Here is a 14,213-nt window from a genome sequence, read left to right as displayed (position 1 = left end):
TCGTAGCCCGGGAGCTCCTCGATGACCGCACGCGCGAAACTCACACCCGAGGCAGTCACAACTGCCGCTCTCGCGGAGATCGATGCGCACGGCGTTGCAGCACTCACGATGGCGGCCATCGCCGAACGCACCGGCGTGAGAGGCCCGTCCCTGTACAAGCATGTGGCCAGTCTCGCCGCGCTGCAGGCGACGGTGGCCGAGCGCGTGCTGACACAGATCACGGAGGCGCTCACCGCAGCCGCGGTCGGGCGCAGCGGACCTGACGCTGTCGCTGCGCTCATGCACTCCTACCGCGGCTATGCAGTGTCCTATCCGAACCGGTACGCCGCCGTTTCATCCGACCCGCTTCACGACCCGCGAATAGCCGACGTCGCGCAGCGGCAGCTTAACGTGATCCTCGCAGTCCTGCGCGGGTTTGGCATCCACGGCACCGACGCGATCCACGTCACGCGGAGCCTGCGAGCCATGGTGCACGGCTTCGCCGATATCGAGACCAGCGGTGGATTCGGTCTATCCGAAGACGTCGACGAGAGCTTCCAGCGAATGGTCGACGGGTTCCTGACGACGTTGACACCGACCGCATCCCCTACGAAGAAGAATCGATGACACTCCTCGCCCGCGATTCCATCCCCGGCAGCCGCGCCGCCGCTGCAGCCCTCGCCTGCAGCGGCGTGCTCTTCGCGCTCTTTCCTCTGCTGCGCCCCTGGTCCGACAAGCTCGAGACCGCGGCGGGCCTCGCGGAGGCATTCGGGTCGCCCTGGTGGGTAGTGGCTCACCTCGTCGGCGCAGTCGCATTGATACTGCTCGCACTCGGCGCAATCCCCGTGCGCGATGCACACCTCTCCACGCCAGGAGCCGCCGCCGCACGCGCAACCCTCCCCCTGCTCTGGGCCGGCATCGGACTGACGCTGCTCTACTACGGTGCCGAGACCTTCGCGCTGCACGCGATCGCCGGCGACGAGTCGACGATCGTGGAGATCTCGGAAGCGACCCGATATGGGGTAGTCCAGCTCACCGTGTTCGTCGTGGGGCTTGTCCTGGTTGCAGCAGGAGCGATCACCCTGGCGATCGCGGTCTGGCGCGGAGGCGTTCTTCCACGATTCTCCGCCGTCCCGCTCGCCGGGATCGTCGCACTCTATCTGCCCCAGTTCTTCCTGCCCCCGGCCGGTCGGATCGCGCACGGTCTCGTCACAGCCGTCGCCGCGCTCTGGCTCGCCGCAGCATTGTCCCGGGCCAGAGCTTCCGCCCTGAGCGCCCAGCGGCCAGAGTGAGACCGACGGACTGAATCGGCAGCGGCAACAGACACCGGGCCTGCTCCGCGACCGCCGAGACACCGGCCTCTCGGCTCAGCCGCGGAGCAGGCCAATGCACTCTTCTCATGCTTTCGAGTGACTCCAGTGGAAAGATTCCAGTCTTTCTTTTGGTCGGGCGAATGGGATTGTCCGGGCCACGCGCACTCATGGCCAGGTTCGGCCTGTTTGGTCATGAGGGGTGTCGTGCTGGCGGCGGGGACCGATCTGGCCCACCAAATGACCGCACGGGCTCACTCGGGTAGCGGCTCGGAAAAGTAGGGTCGTCGGTTTTGTATTTGATAATCCACAATGCGGTATTGTGGTCTGCATGGCGAGACCCCGGATGTTTAATGAGGCTGCTGTGCTGGATGCCGCCGCCGCGCAGTTTAGGGTGCATGGCTTCGCGGACACATCGACTGAGCAACTTTGCGAGGCGGCCGGGGTCGGGCGCAGCAGCCTTTACAACACGTTCACCTCCAAGGACGAACTGTTCGTGCGCGCCCTGGAGCGTTACATCGAGACGACCGGAGCAGCGCAGGGCGAGGTGCTGGAAAACATCGACCTTGACGGGATGGCTCGTCTTCGTGGGGTGCTTGACGTCGTCCTCGCGGAGGAAGCCGCGGCGGCCGCGAATGGACAGGCCGCGGGCTGCATGGTGGCGGGTTCGCGCATGACGCCCGATCTCGAATACCGAGACAGTCGCATCGCCCACATCCTCGACCGAGGGTTGGAGCAGCAGATCTCGTTGCTGGCCCAGGCGGTCCATGTCGGCCAGCACGACGGGACGATACGGGCAGGCATACCCATCCGCGATGCGGCGCTATTGGTCGTGTCGATTATTTCCGGTGTCCGCGTAATCGCCCAAACGGGCTCGCCGCCCGAAGAACAGCGTCGGATCGCGATGCTCAGCCTCGACGCCCTCCGCCCCTAACCTTCTCGCGCACGGGAGTAGGTTCGCGGGGTTTCGTCGGACTGAATTATGGATTCTGAAATACAGAAAGGTTTTCTTATGACGCGACATCTGTACCTGCTCATGCTCACCATCCTGGTGGTCGTCATGAGCGAGCTGCAGGTCGCGGGCATGATGCCTGAGATCGCCGCCGACCTCGGCGTCAGCACGGCACAGGTTGGGCTGCTCGTCTCCGTGTACGCGATCGGCATGGCGCTCGGCGGCCCGCTCCTTGCCTATCTCCTGCGGCACAGCCCGCCGAAATGCTCTCTGCTCATAGTGGTCGCGTGCTACGCGGTGCTCGAAGCGATGGTGCCGTTGATCCACGAATACTGGTGGGTCGCAGTGCTGCGCGTCCTCACCGGGTGCCTCGCCGGGGCCGCGTTCGGACTGTCCGTCACCTTCGGCGCGCGCCTCGCACCGAGTCCGGCAAAGATCGGTGAAGCGATCTCGATCGTGCTCGGCGGCATCATGGTCGGCACTGTGATCGGACTCCCCCTGTCACACTTCATCGCCGGACGATGGGGCTGGCAGGCCAGCTTCACCGTCCTCGGAGCCACCGCACTCTTGTTGTTCTTCATCAGCCTCCTCGGACTCCCCCACCGCGAGGCAGCATCCCACAACGATGCCGCCGAGGATGTACGAAACCTCCGTTCCCCGCGACTGTGGTCGCGGTATCTGGTGAGCCTGCTCACCATCGGCGCCGCATACGCATCCTTCTCCTACTTCACACCACTGCTGGAGCAGAAAGCCGGGTTCACCACGGATACGACCACGGTGATCCTGCTCACGTACGGTATCTTCTCGTTCGTCGGAAACCTGATCGTCGGCAAACTTGCCGACCGGCACGCCGTCGGCGTGCTCCGCTTCGGCCATGCACTCCTGTTCGTCTCGCTGACGCTGATCGCTCTGTTCGCGGATGTTCCACCGCTCGTTCTCGTGATGGTGCTCATCGTCGGACTCGCCGGCGTGACGTTGAACCCGGCGCTGGTCACCCGCGTCGCCGAGGCCGGCGGCACCGGCAACCTCGTCAGCACCGTCCACACCGCTGTCATCACCGCAGGCATCGCCCTCGGCACCGCCCTCAGCGCCGCCACCATCAGCCTGTTCGACAACAACCCCGCAATCGCAATGTGGACCGGTGCTGGATTTGCCGCACTTGCAGCCCTGACACTCGCGGTCCAAACGCTCCGAGGGCGTACCTCCAACACAGATGCTGCCGAGCGAGCATCGGTCGTGCCGTGAGGCCAGCCGCTCCAATGCTGCTGGTCGGAACTGCTAGGGCTCGACTGCCCTATCAGGCATCGACGACCACGCTGGGAGCGGTTCTGGTCCCCTTTTGGTCCCCTTATCCACAGGAAGGGCTTCACGGCCGGGTTGGTTATCCACACCCCCATCCCGCCCAGAGGTCGAGGGGGACCAGAAGGGGACCAAAAAATCCGGCTTCCGGAAACAACAAAACCCTGATGAAAATAGCTTCTCATCAGGGTTTTTCTGTCGGGCTGACAGGATTTGAACCTGCGACCCCCTGACCCCCAGGCGTCCAAACGACCGTCGTTGGGCCAGAAACCGCGCGATTCCGCGGATCAGATCATGCAGATCACGTCACGCGATGCATGGTTTGCATGATTCTGGTCCCCTTTTGGTCCCCCTCCTCGCGTGGCGGGAATATCGCCAACTCGAATCACGCAATTTCGCGAGCGCGCAAATCTTTGCGAAGGATCTTGCCCGAGGTCGACTTGGGGATCGCCTCGACGAACTCCACACGACGAACCTTCTTGTACGGCGCGAGGTGCTCGGCGACGAACGTCATCACGGCATCCTCCGTCAGACCTGGGCCTGCGGCAACGACGAATGCCTTGGGCACTTCCTCGCCATCATCGCCACGCACTCCGACGACCGCCGCGTCGGCAACGAGAGGATGGGAGAGCAGCAGCGCCTCCAGCTCTGCCGGAGCGATCTGATAGCCCTTGTACTTGATGAGCTCTTTCAGCCGATCGACGATCGTCACGAACCCCTCGGCCGACACCGTCGCGATGTCTCCCGTGTGCAGGAACCTGTCGGCATCAATCGTGAGGGCGGTGGCTTCCTTGTTGCCGAGGTAGCCCAGCATGACGTTCGGCCCTCTCACGAGCAGTTCACCCGGGCGACTCACTCCTTCCGCGGGAATCTCGATCTGCTCGCCCGTCTCGGCATCGATGAGCTTGCTCTGCATGTTGGGGATGGTGACTCCCACGGAATGCGTCGGAATGTCGATACGGTCGCGGGGCACAACATGAGAGACCGGGCTGAGCTCACTCATGCCGTAGCCCTGCAGCATCCGCACCCCCAGCCGCTGTGCGACGGCATCGCCGAGCGCCCCATCCAGAGGAGCCGCGCCCGACAACACCGTGTGCACGCTGGACAGATCGTATTCGTCGACAAGGGGATGCTTGGCGAGGGCAACCGCAACGGGTGGAGCGATGAACACGTACGTGCATCCATGGTCCTGAATGATGCGCAGAAACTCCGATAGCTCGAAGCGCGGCATGGTTACGAGCCGAGCGCGCTGCCTCAACGCGAGGTTGAGGAGCACCGTCATGCCATAGATATGGAAGAACGGGAGGAGCGCGAGCACCCGATCATCTGCGGTCACGGCGATCAGATCACGGCACTGGGCGACGTTGGCAACGAGATTGGTGTGGCTGAGCATGACGCCCTTGGCTTTGCCCGTCGTCCCCGAGGAATACGGCAACACCGCTACATGGGTTGCGGGGTCGAAATGCACATCCGGCGCCGACTCCCCCTGAGCGAGCAGATCTCTGAGAGACGGATGCCCATCCGCTCCGTCGAGAACGATGAGGCGCTGCGGGTCGATCCCCGTCCTGCCTGCAGCATCGCTCGCCCCTGCGAGCAGCGGGCTGACGGTGATGAGCCAGCCCGCATGGGCGTCGGCCAACTGGCTCACGATCTCATCGGGGGTGTACAGCGAGCTGATGGTGGTCACCGTCGCTCCGGCGCGCAGGATGGCGTGAAAGAAACTCGTAAACGCGGGAACGTTGGGGCACAGCACCGCGACCACGTCGCCGGGCGCAAGCCCTCTTGCCGTGAGCGCTCCAGCGATCGCCTCGATCTGCGCGACGAGTTCGCGGTATGACATCTCGGCACCCGAGACACCATCAACAACGGCCACTCGGTCAAGATCGGATTCGGTCAAGTCACCGAACAGATAGTCGAAGATGCTCTGATCCGGAATGACAACATCCGCGTATGGACTGGTGAACACGTCAATCTCCTTCGATTGCGACGATGTAGTGGATGAGGGCTACTTCACCTTTGTGATGGGCAGCACCGCGAGCCCCCCGAGCAGGCTGAGCACAATCGCCACGATATAGAGCGCTGTGTAGTTGCCGCCGCCGCCGATCGCGAGCACCGGCACGGCGATGATCGGTACGAGCAATTGCGGCAGCTGGTAGGCGAGCGCGACGATTCCGAGGTCCTTGCCCGCGTTCTCGAAGTTGGGCAGCACCTCGGTCATGAGCGCGACATCAACCGAGATGAATGCGCCCTGGCCCGCGCCAACGATGCCGATAGCGAGCATGAACGTGGGTGTGTCGGGCGCGAGGATAGCGAGACTGAGACCCACGCAGGTCACGAGACACGCGACGAACACAATGATCTTGCGGCGCCCGGTGCGATCGGAGACCCAACCGAAGATTAGGGTCATCACGACGTTGCCGACGAAGAAGAACAAGAGCGCCTGCGCCTGCACTCCGGATGCCTCCTCCTTCGGAATACCCAGGCGGTCAATGATGAAGAACAACAGGTACAGGGAGACCGAGACGATCGACATCGTCACGAACAGGCGGCAGACCCATGCCCAGGCAAAGTCTCGATACTGCAGCGGGTTGAGCCAGTATGTCGACAGGATCGCCCGGATCGACAGGGGTTCTGAGGGCGCCGTGCGAATGCGGTCGCGCAGACCGAACATCAGCACTAGAGCGAACGCAGCGCCGATGATTCCCGGGATGAGAAACCACGTTGCTCTCTGGTCGTTGGGCAGCGACGCGACTATCGCTGCACCAATAATCGTCGCGATGCCGGCGGACACTCCAGTCGCCGCGGCTACCCTCGCCCGGATGCGAGTGGGCACCTGGTCAGCCAGTAGCGCGTGCTGGGCCATGTTGGTCGCCCCAAAGCCGATCTGCACGATGGCCCACGACAGCACCATGACGGAGATGTTAGGAGCAAGGGCCAGGCCGATGACGCCGACCAGTCCGATCAGAACGCCAATGAGCATCCAGGGGCGTCGCATACCGAATCGCGACCGGGTGCGGTCACTCAGCCGGCCGAAGAGCGGGGTGATGATCATGACGACGACTCCCCCGACCGCGGCGATTATCGCGAGGTTGGTGTCTTTCGAATCGTCATCCAGAAACGCGAGAGCTTTAGGGATGGATGCGCCCCCGATGGTCCCAAGCGCGAGGTTCACGCCGAACCACGCGAGTACGAACGTGGGAAGGAACCATTTCCCTTGCTTCGGACCTGGAGCCTCGGAGGGAATGGCGGTGAGCGGTGGTGGACTCGTGGGCTGAGACATCGTTGTCGTGCCTTTCTGTACTAGTTGTCGTGCAGTGTGCGGAGGATCGAGGTGACCTCGAGTGCCCAGCGGCGCGCGCCGGGGAGAGCGCCGGTGAACCCGCCGCTCTCGTGAGAAAGGCCGAGGTAGCGCACGGCGCTTGCCTCCACTCCCGCTGCGCGCAGCGCGGCAGCGTACTTCTCTCCATCGCCGCGAAGAACGTCGTACTCCGCCGTGAGGATGAAGGCAGGCGGCAGGCCGTCAAGCGAGGGCGCCCGGAGGGGCGACGCATAAGGCTCGAAGCCCTGGCGGCGATAGTCGTCGAAGTAGTCCCTGACGACATCGACGAGGCCACGTTTGAGAAGGAACACGGGAATGTGCAATTCACGGGCTGGCTGCACGTCGATTGAGCCTCTCGTGAGATCGAGCGACGGAACCTCGAGCAGTTGCAGGCGCAGCGGATGACCGGCCCGATCCCGGTTGACGAGGCAGACGCACGCCGCGATGTTGCCACCGGATGACTGACCGCCGATCGCAATACGGGAGGTGTCGATGCCGTACTGTGCCCCATTTGCGATGAGCCACCCCAGCACCGCATAGCCCTGCTCGACGGCAGCCGGCCACTTGTTCTCCGGTGCGAGCACGTAGTCGACCGCGACGGTCACGACGTCGGCATCAACCGTGCGTTGGCTGTACGCCCCCACGTTGCTGGCGTAATCGATTCCCCCCTGCCGGAATGCTCCACCAAAGAACACCAGATAGGCGGGGTGGGGTCCGCGGGTTTCGGGAAAGTGCAAGCGCACCCTGACATCAGGAAAACCCTCGACCGGCACCGTCACCTCGGCGGTGCGCACCGTGGGGGCGGGCAGCGCATACTCGGCGTAGGCAGCAGCATCCACCGCCGCTGCTTGTTCGCGCCGCCGCATCGGATCGGTTTCTGGCTTTTGGCGAGCACGGGCCTGCTTCTTGGACAGCGCGGCGATAATGGGGTCGAGGGGCATATCAGTTGCTTTCCGAGAAGGTGACGAGATGACGGTGAAGTTCGTCGACGACGGCCTGCTGCCAAGTCAGTGCTGCGGCGAAGGTCGCCGTCAGGGCGAGACTGCCGTGCATATGGCCGGAGCCGCGCGCCGCTGAGACGTCGCATCCCGCCTCGCGCAGACGAGTCGCGTAGGCCTCAGCAGCATCGCGCAGCGGGTCGAACTCGGCGGTCATGATCAAGGTGCGAGGCATCCCGCTGAGATCGTCAAGATCGAGTGGGGATGCAAAGGGATCGGCAGGAACCGGCCCGACATACAAGTCGCGGAGATTCTCGAGCCCCTCGAGGCCGAACCCTGTTGCGTAGTCGACGGCGGATGCCCCGACGGCGGTCAGCGACACCGCGGGCACTTCGAGCAGCTGATGCACGGGCATCCAGCGGCCTTCAGCCCTCCTGCGCACGAGCGCGCTCGCGATCACACCGCCACCAGCGGAGATTCCACCCACTCCCAGTCGGGATGCGTCGATGTCGAGGTCAACCGGAGAGGTGCGCAGCCAGTCGATTGCGGCGATCGCATCCTCCACCGCTGCGGGATAGGGATGCTCCGGCGCAAGCCGGTACTCCAGGGAGATGAACTGCACCCCGGACGCTGCTGCGCGGGACCGGAGCACCCTGTCGTTGACGATCTCGCGAGCGCTCCCCGCCACGAATCCGCCGCCGTGCAGAAAAAGCTGGGTGGGCAGCGGCCCCGCACCGAGCGGACGATACCGCCGCGCGAACAGCGGCCCCGCCGCCGTGGGAATCTCGAGTTCGATCGTGGCGACTGGTTCAGACGCATCCGCGGTCACTTCCACGGCAATGAGATCGCTCAGAATATGCTCGGCCGCGCGGCGTCGGGCCGGGTCCGATGACCTCAGATCGGGAAGGTCGCGGGAGAAGTCGTGGAGCTTCGCCGTCCAGGCGAGCAGAGCGGGATCACGCATCACGGGTGATGTCATGGCCTCAGCTCTCCTTCGTGCTGTCGAGTCTGATGGCTCGATTGCGCCGACGCTAACAGATCAAAGAACTTCGATAAAAGCACTTCATCCGCTCAGTCGTGCAGAGTGCGAAGAATCGCGACGACGTCCGCATGCCACCGGGTCGCACCGGGAGAGATTCCGACGAGGCCCGAGCTGCCGTGAGTCTGCCCGGCATAGCGCACGCTCGCGGCGGGGGTCCCCGAATGCCACAACACCTCGGCATACCGCTCGCCGTCACCCCGCAAAGGATCGAGCTCCGCGGTGAAGATATGTGCGGGCGGCAACGAGGCGTGGGATGCCGCACGTAGGGGCGACGCATACGGATTGCGGGCCAGGGTTCGCTTCTCCTTGCCCAGGTAGCTGGTCACCAGCGGGCGCAGGAACTGGCGAGCGAGAACGCCGGGGAGCCTCGTGAGAGAACGTGCGGCGGCGGCGTCAATCGAGCGCAGTGTCAGATCAGTGGACGGCACCTCCAGTATCTGCAGTCGAAGCGGGTAGCCCGCGCGATCACGGTTGACGAGAGTGGTCGCTGCGGCGATGTTGCCGCCGGAGGACACGCCGCCGATGGCGAGGCGGGATGCATCCAGCCCCAAATCCTCCGCGTGATCGTGAGCCCATGCCAACACCGCGTACCCCTGTTCCACCGGCACTGGGAATCGAACCTCGGGTGACAGCGCGTAGTCCACGGCGAGCATCGCTACCCCGGAATCGTGAGCACGTCGCCGGTACGTGGCGTCGTAGCTCGGATAGTCGATCCCGCCCTGCACGAAACCTCCCCCAAAGAACGCGATGAACCCGGGGGTGGGTTCGTGCTGTCGCACAGTGGTCGGGTAGTAGATCCGAACGCGCACATCGGGATGACCGCCGACCGCGACGAAGTGCTCTTCCGTCGCGACGGGAGCAACGGTAACGCCGAGGAGATCGAATACCCGGCGATCGTGCGCGAGAGCATTCGCGCGCCGCAGGACCGGATCGTTGGTCGAGGGTGGACCGGGCGGCATACTCGCGTCGAATGCGGCAATCTCCGGTTCTATGATCATCAGATCCCCTTCGTCATTCAGAAAGCCTGACAATCGAAGAGCTTCGATACAAGCGAAGCATCTCGGCTACCATGAGCGGCATGGCCGTCACCATCTACACCGTCGCCGAACGCGCAGGTGTCAGCATCTCCACTGTTTCGCTCGCGATCAATCACCCCGAGCGGGTCAATGAGGCGACCCGACGGCGCATCGTGAAGGTCGCCGGCGAACTCGGATATCGCCCCAGTGGCGGCGCGGCAGACCGGGCACGAGGCAGCATGGGGCGCATTGCCGTGGTGGCGCCGTTCACGAGCTACCCGTCCTACGGGCTGCGGTTGGGTGGCGTGCTCGGAGCGGCCGCCGAGAGCGGCATCGATGTTATCGTCCACGATCTCGCGTCGGCCGCGGCATCGTCTTCTCCGTTGCTTGACGCACTGCCCGTGCGCGGATCTCTCGACGGCATCATCATCATGGGTCTCCCCCTCTCCCGCGGCGGTATCGAACTGCTCCAGGCGTGGGGACCACCCATCGTTCTCGTCGACACTCAGGAACACGAATTCTCGAGCGTGCTGCTCGACGACGAGCGCGGCGGGTATCTCGTTGGTCGACATCTCGTCGACCGGGGCCACACCCAGATCGCGTTCGTACACGAAGCCCAAAGGTCGTTCCAATATGTGTCGGCCGGCATGCTCCGGCTGAGCGGGCTCAAGCGCGCGCTCGACGAAGCGGGGCAGCTCGACGGCCTCATGGTGGTGGAGAGCCCGGATGGCAGCGTCGAGGCTGGTCGTCTGGCAGGAGGCCAGGCGACCGGAGTGTCAGCCGTTTTCGCTAACCATGACCAGCTTGCCGCTGGGGTGCTCACAGGACTTCGGGATCGTGGACTCGATGTTCCTCGAGACGTGGCACTCGTCGGCTTCGACGATGGCCCGCTGGCTCAAGGCCTCGAGCTGACGACGGTCCGTCAACCATTCAACGAGTCAGGGCGTGTGGCAGCGCAGCTCCTCATCTCCCGCATTGAGAAACCCGGTCAGAGCCTGCAACGGGTGACGCTCTCCCCAGAACTCGTCGAGCGTCGGTCAACCTCTCCCCGCTGAGCCGACTCCGGCGTTGAGCAACCGTCTGGCTGACGTCACCTGCAAGACAATTGCTGACCTATGTGGGTCCTACTTTGGGGGTCGTCATCCGAGCCTGGACGACGCCGACGCACACCCGCTCTATAGTTTCCTATACTCGTCGAGATGATCGAACACAAGCCCGGATCACTCGCTGTTTCGCCTCCTCCGGGATCATCTTCGGCATGATCAACGCCTTCCTTCCAAACTCGAAAGGAAGCGGCATCAAACCGGGGTGAGTCAACCGTTCGCAGCTGGGGTTCGGCGGCTCGATATGGACTTGCCAAAGAGCGTGTCTGTAGCGGGGGTCGTCCGCGGGTTCGCCCTGTAACGGTTTGGTTCATTCGTTCAGCCGGTGAATGAGGCTATCGACGTGGCGGGCCGCGATGGTGCGTGCCTGCCCGGGTGAGAGCTGGTCGGGCTCGGTGAGAACGGTGACGGAGAGTCCGTCGAGGAGCGCGAGCATCTCCAGAGCCGCGCCCTCGATCGCCTCGGTTGCTGCTGAGGGTGCCGCGGCGGCAAAGAGTGTGGCGAGGCCGTCTCGGGTTGACGACCAGAGCTGCTGATACTTCGCACTGACCTCAGCATCGGTGATCGAATGCGCAGCGAACGCAAGCCAGACCCTACCGACGACGCTGGAGGGGGCGGACGGAATGAGGAGGTCGACGACGTTGCGCAGGCGCTCGTCAGCAGTTGCGGCCGTCATGGCTTCGGCATAGGCGTCGACGGCAATCGGACGGATCGTCTCCATCGCCGCCAGCAGCATTGCCGACTTAGTGGGGAAATGGTGTTGGACGGTGCCGATGGCAACGCCTGCGGCGGTGGCGACCGTGCGCACGCTCAGCCCGCCCGTGCCCTTGGCTGCGATGACCCCGACCAGGTGGTTCAAGATGAGCTCTCGTGACATCGTCCGAGCCTATCGACGTCGAACAATCGACCTGTAGGACCGCCAAGCCGAGGATGCAACCCGTCCCGCGAGCGCAGTGGGCTCTGGCCGTTCGTCATGCACCGGACGTGAGCTGACTATCGCAACGCACAGCACAATCACACCGAGACCGAGAATCCCGAACTGCACCGTCTCCAGGCCTATGGCGAGCAACAGCGATAGTCCGCGTTCGTCCTCGATTTCGGACGGCACCAGGCGCAGTGCCGTCGAGGCGATGACCGCGACTGCGCCGGATGCGAGCAGCGGAACCCAGCCCCGAGATACATGGTGCCCCGTACACCCCGCCACGATGAGCAGAATGAGCCCAACCGCCACCAGAGACAACCTCAGGAGTCCCCAGTCTTCGACTCGGTGCGTCATCCCCTCAACACCGCCTCCGCCGAAGAAGATCGCCCGAGATCCGATCAATCCGACAACAGACGCCGCACCAGCAGCAACACAACCCACGAGCCCGATGGCGACTGCGCCGGGCGCACGCCGCCGATACAGCATCAAGATCACCGCACCCACGACGGGCGCGAGCAGGCCCAGCAGTTCCACGATCTTCATCAACACTCCAGTCATACGTTCGTATAACTCGAACCATACGCTCGTATCCCGCAGGCGTCAACCAACGGGCCACTCCGGTGGCCCACACCGCCCCGATCCCCCAGAAGGTGCAGAGTGGCCTGCGATTGCGTGGCTGGGAGTGCACAGCGCGCTATCGACGGATGAACGGTCGATAGGATTGCCGCGGGCGGAGGAACATGACTGAGAAGAATGTGAGCACTCTTGGTGATTGGCTGAAGAAGCCGATCACGTGGGTGGTGATAGTGGTCGCTGGTCTCCTCTTCGTGTTGCAGCAGGTCTTCGCGCCGGGGCTGTTCGGGGTTCCGGATAAAGGGGATCAGACCGGTCAGGAGATGCAGGTCGACCGTGCACCGGGCGTCGTGGTGCCGCAAGGTGACGAGGTGACCACCACCTACTCAGTCGAGAATCGCACAGATGAAGAAGTCGAGATCTCCTCAGCCGAGATCACGTACCTGCGCGTCGAGGGCGGAGGGCCCGAATGCACAGGCGCGAGTCGCGCCGGCGTGCAAGCCGAGCTCGAAAACCACCTCGTCGGCACGCGAATCGAGCGCCGAGACGCATACGACTTCGAAGTGATCTTCACCGGTCGGGATCAGCCCGTCCCCGACTGTCTCGGGGCCACGGTCCAGGCTGAGGTCGAGATCCGGGTCGTCCCGTACAACTGAGGTGCGGTCGCAGATCGGACGTCAGGCCGGTGTCCCGCAATGCAAGCTAGAAGCAATGGTGATTCGGACGTGAACGAGTGCCAGCCCCGTCAATCTGGGCCGCGCACAGGATTCCGCCCATTCGCGGTTGAGGCGAGAAGGGTGCGTCTCTGGGAGTCTGAATACGCACGCAGCTCCCCCGATGGCTCAGCTAAGAGGGGAACCACTCAAGATGAATCGGCTTCCTTCGACGGCACTTCGCACCGCCGCCAGCGTTTCCGATGAGTTCTGTGTGGTGGTGTCGATCACATGGTTCTCTAACTCGCCTAAGTCGGCGAACTGCTCCCAGAGCGAGGCGATCGGATCCTCGTCCACGAGTGCATCTGGTGTTGTCCTTGCTTGAGCGCGCCGCAGCGTCTCATCGCGGGACGGGCGTAGCACCACATAGTGCAGACGCGGCCGATCGCGAGCGTGCTCCGCGTCGCGGAAGTGGTGAAGCATCCACGGACCGATGATTCCGTCGATGATGGTCAGGAATCCGCCGGCAGCGTACGTGAACGCTGCCTTGCGTATGACCTGCATGACTGTGTGGTTTTGATCGTCGGACTCGGGCATGTAGGGCGGGATGGCGCCGGAGACGATGTAGTGCCAGAAGTCATCCGTGTGCAGATGCACCGAACGATGAAACGAGTCAGCGAGTGAATCAGCGGTCGTTGACTTCCCCGCCCCGGGCGGACCAGTGAGGATGACCACATCCGAGAGACCCATGCCTCAACGCTATCTGAGCCACCCAGGCCTTGGGCTACACGCCTCAGTCGCCCGTGGGGTGATTTCCGTCCGACGCAGACGTGCCTCGTGTGTTGTTCTTCTTCCGCTGGATTCCATCGGACACCAGTCCGATGGCGGCACCGAAACCGAGACCGATAGCTATGCCGAGTCCTACGTTGTCCATCGCATAGCCCAGTGCGACGCCGGGGGCGAGACGGTCAAGTCCCGGGTAGTGGTGTAGCGCGATCCTTCGTTGTGTTGGCTTAGGCGCTGAGTTCGAGGGCGGGTTGGTCGGTCACCTCGTTTCCTGTCTGGGGGACGAGGCTCAAGCGGCTCTTGGCGAGGATCTCGAGTCCG

14 protein-coding genes are annotated in these 14,213 nt (G+C 63.7%); 6 read left to right on the top strand and 8 right to left on the bottom strand.

Going from position 1 to position 14,213, the window contains the following annotated elements:
- Window positions 1-21 precede the first annotated feature (21 nt).
- From QZ258_RS05730 to QZ258_RS05715, 4 genes are all read left to right on the top strand, one after another.
- Entirely contained in the window at window positions 22-606 is a 585-nt protein-coding gene (locus QZ258_RS05730) for a TetR/AcrR family transcriptional regulator (protein ID WP_294179729.1), read from the top strand.
- Complete coding sequence (locus QZ258_RS05725; RefSeq protein ID WP_294179728.1) at window positions 603-1,271, top strand: hypothetical protein; 669 nt, start codon at window positions 603-605, stop codon at window positions 1,269-1,271. Before QZ258_RS05730 ends, QZ258_RS05725 begins: the two co-directional genes overlap by 4 nt.
- Window positions 1,272-1,653: 382 nt before the next feature.
- Window positions 1,654-2,223: a TetR/AcrR family transcriptional regulator gene (locus tag QZ258_RS05720; RefSeq protein WP_294179727.1), complete on the top strand. Its 570-nt coding sequence runs from the start codon at window positions 1,654-1,656 to the stop codon at window positions 2,221-2,223.
- Between the two features lie 78 nt (window positions 2,224-2,301).
- The gene (locus QZ258_RS05715; protein ID WP_294179726.1) at window positions 2,302-3,486 is read left to right on the top strand and encodes an MFS transporter; all 1,185 of its coding nucleotides are present in this window, start codon (window positions 2,302-2,304) and stop codon (window positions 3,484-3,486) included.
- Window positions 3,487-3,925: 439 nt separating this feature from the next.
- On the opposite strand, the gene QZ258_RS05710 is transcribed toward QZ258_RS05715, so the two are convergent.
- From QZ258_RS05710 to QZ258_RS05690, 5 genes are all read right to left on the bottom strand, one after another.
- Window positions 3,926-5,506 carry an AMP-binding protein gene (locus tag QZ258_RS05710; RefSeq protein ID WP_294179725.1) on the bottom strand — a complete coding sequence of 527 codons (1,581 nt, stop codon included), beginning with the start codon at window positions 5,504-5,506 and terminating at the stop codon, window positions 3,926-3,928.
- Between the two features lie 39 nt (window positions 5,507-5,545).
- Entirely contained in the window at window positions 5,546-6,820 is a 1,275-nt protein-coding gene (locus tag QZ258_RS05705; RefSeq protein ID WP_294179724.1) for an MFS transporter, read from the bottom strand.
- Window positions 6,821-6,840: 20 nt separating this feature from the next.
- Window positions 6,841-7,800, bottom strand: coding sequence for an alpha/beta hydrolase (locus tag QZ258_RS05700; protein ID WP_294179723.1), 960 nt, complete (start codon window positions 7,798-7,800; stop codon window positions 6,841-6,843).
- A gap of 1 nt (window position 7,801) precedes the next feature.
- Window positions 7,802-8,776 carry an alpha/beta hydrolase gene (locus tag QZ258_RS05695; RefSeq protein WP_294179722.1) on the bottom strand — a complete coding sequence of 325 codons (975 nt, stop codon included), beginning with the start codon at window positions 8,774-8,776 and terminating at the stop codon, window positions 7,802-7,804.
- 92 nt (window positions 8,777-8,868) lie between these two features.
- Window positions 8,869-9,870, bottom strand: a complete 1,002-nt coding sequence (locus tag QZ258_RS05690) for an alpha/beta hydrolase (RefSeq protein WP_294179721.1) — start codon at window positions 9,868-9,870, stop codon at window positions 8,869-8,871.
- 47 nt (window positions 9,871-9,917) lie between these two features.
- Here QZ258_RS05690 and QZ258_RS05685 point away from each other — a divergent pair, with 47 nt between their 5' ends.
- Window positions 9,918-10,910, top strand: coding sequence for a LacI family DNA-binding transcriptional regulator (locus QZ258_RS05685; protein ID WP_294179720.1), 993 nt, complete (start codon window positions 9,918-9,920; stop codon window positions 10,908-10,910).
- A gap of 358 nt (window positions 10,911-11,268) precedes the next feature.
- On the opposite strand, the gene QZ258_RS05680 is transcribed toward QZ258_RS05685, so the two are convergent.
- A complete protein-coding gene (locus QZ258_RS05680) occupies window positions 11,269-11,835 on the bottom strand; it encodes a TetR/AcrR family transcriptional regulator (RefSeq protein WP_294179719.1) in 567 nt (188 codons plus the stop codon).
- A gap of 9 nt (window positions 11,836-11,844) precedes the next feature.
- Window positions 11,845-12,426 (bottom strand): hypothetical protein, encoded by a 582-nt coding sequence (locus tag QZ258_RS05675; protein WP_294179718.1) that lies wholly within the window; start codon window positions 12,424-12,426, stop codon window positions 11,845-11,847.
- Between the two features lie 194 nt (window positions 12,427-12,620).
- Here QZ258_RS05675 and QZ258_RS05670 point away from each other — a divergent pair, with 194 nt between their 5' ends.
- Complete coding sequence (locus tag QZ258_RS05670) at window positions 12,621-13,109, top strand: hypothetical protein (RefSeq protein WP_294179717.1); 489 nt, start codon at window positions 12,621-12,623, stop codon at window positions 13,107-13,109.
- 186 nt (window positions 13,110-13,295) lie between these two features.
- Here the strand turns inward: QZ258_RS05670 and QZ258_RS05665 are convergent, their stop codons facing one another.
- Window positions 13,296-13,856, bottom strand: coding sequence for an AAA family ATPase (locus tag QZ258_RS05665; protein WP_294179716.1), 561 nt, complete (start codon window positions 13,854-13,856; stop codon window positions 13,296-13,298).
- Window positions 13,857-14,213: the final 357 nt, after the last annotated feature.

This window comes from uncultured Schumannella sp., from assembly GCF_905479755.1.
Classification (GTDB): domain Bacteria; phylum Actinomycetota; class Actinomycetes; order Actinomycetales; family Microbacteriaceae; genus DCRR01.
The sequence above is the reverse complement of the archived record's forward strand: the minus strand, read 5'-3'. Positions and strand labels throughout refer to the sequence as shown.